Below are 1552 nucleotides of genomic sequence, written 5' to 3'. Positions count from 1 at the left end.
GAGTACTTGGTCTCCGAGCCGCGAGGACGAGCGGTAATTGTGATCTCTTCGGCGTACGGTAGGGTCGCCGGTGTCTCGCCGCTCGCATCGGTCCAGCCGACGCGCTCATCGTTGACATAGACTGGGACGCCGACGACCGCGCTGTCGTTTTTCTCGACGTTCACCGCGACATCAGCGCCGACGACCGCCGAACGGTTTAGCGAGAGGTCGTACGGTGGCTGTGGCGAGTCAACCGGAAGGCTGCCGCCCGGCGTCGGATCGAACCGCACCCAGCCGACACCCTCGAAATAGACCTCGACCCACGCATGGGCCCGATCGCTTGTAACGAGAGATTCACCGTCGCCAACAGGGCTCCCCCCGGCAAAGCCGACTACGTACCGTGCTGGGATGTCCTGACTCCGGAGCATGGCTGCCATCGTCGTGGCGAAATGCTGGCAGTAGGCTTCGTCGACCTCAAACAGGAGTTGATCGGCGATCGGCTGGCTGGAGTCGATATCGGTCTGGAGCGAGTAGCCCTTATTCGATTCGAGCCAGTCGTGGACCGCCATCACGCGGTCGTACCGAGTTTGTTCGCCGCCGACGATTTCAGCCGTGCGCTCGCCGACCCGATCTGGCGTATCAGCTGGTAACTGCGTGTATGTTTGACGAATATTGTCTGGAGCCCGCCCGTCAGCCTGCCGAAGGGTGGTTGCATCGCGAGGGGGAGGTGAACTCGTGGCGGTGTAGGTGGCTCCCTTCGAAAGTGAGCGGTCGGTGCTGACGCCGCCGACAGTCGATGCACGGACAGTCGTTCCTGACTGGTTCGACAGGCTGACACTCTTTGGCTGCCACGCTGTCGGTAGCGACCGGGTGTCGGTCAACACGGTCACTTCGTATTCTATGATCTGACTGTCTACAGTCCGATCGTCGTTCGGCACACCCTCCGAGATGGGACGATCGTCGGCCGACTGTTCCCACCCGGTACCCGTATAGTCCGTGTATGCGGTCTGTCGCCAGTACGTGGTTTCCGACGAGTTAACGACAAACAGGGGCACCGGAGTGAGTGATCCATTAAACCCACTGCTAATACTAGTTTGCTCGGGGGCGGCGAGTGAACCGCCGACTGGCGATCCTGACGTCCCGCCCGGCATCTCGCCACCTCCACCAGCAGTCCCGAGTCCGCTTTCTTCCAGTTCATCACCGGGGAGTCCGAGTGCTCCGGGGCCATTTTCCTCGCCAAAGATATCAACGACGGGGAGGAATGCAGCCGAGAGCAGCAGCGCCACAATGGCAACGATTACTAGCACCCCTTCGCCAGTTTGTCTCCCCTCGCTCATCTACTTGTGAACAGCTACCAATCCATCATGTGTAAAGCTTGCTTACTTTGTGCTAGTACTGTGGCTCTGATGGGATGAAAGCCTGCTAAGTCCCCAGCGTGCGTGAAGAGGTACTGGGGTGGTCAAAGGCCGATGATTCAACAGCGTCATAGAACGCGTGGCTCTGATTGGCCTACCTGCCAAGGACGCACTATCATGGGAGGCCGCCCGGATGCCGTAGTGCCTAGTGAAAGTTA

Annotated in this window: 1 protein-coding gene; it reads right to left on the bottom strand. The window is 59.9% G+C overall.

Annotated elements, in window-relative coordinates:
* A partial coding sequence (locus Z052_RS18725) for a transglutaminase domain-containing protein (RefSeq protein WP_144050077.1) occupies positions 1-1316 on the bottom strand: 1316 nt, incomplete at its 3' end.
* Positions 1317-1552 lie beyond the last annotated feature (236 nt).

It is taken from the genome of Halorubrum sp. C191 (genome assembly GCF_002727095.1).
In the GTDB taxonomy this organism is placed as follows: domain Archaea; phylum Halobacteriota; class Halobacteria; order Halobacteriales; family Haloferacaceae; genus Halorubrum; species Halorubrum ezzemoulense.
This window is presented reverse-complemented; position numbering and strand designations above follow the sequence as displayed.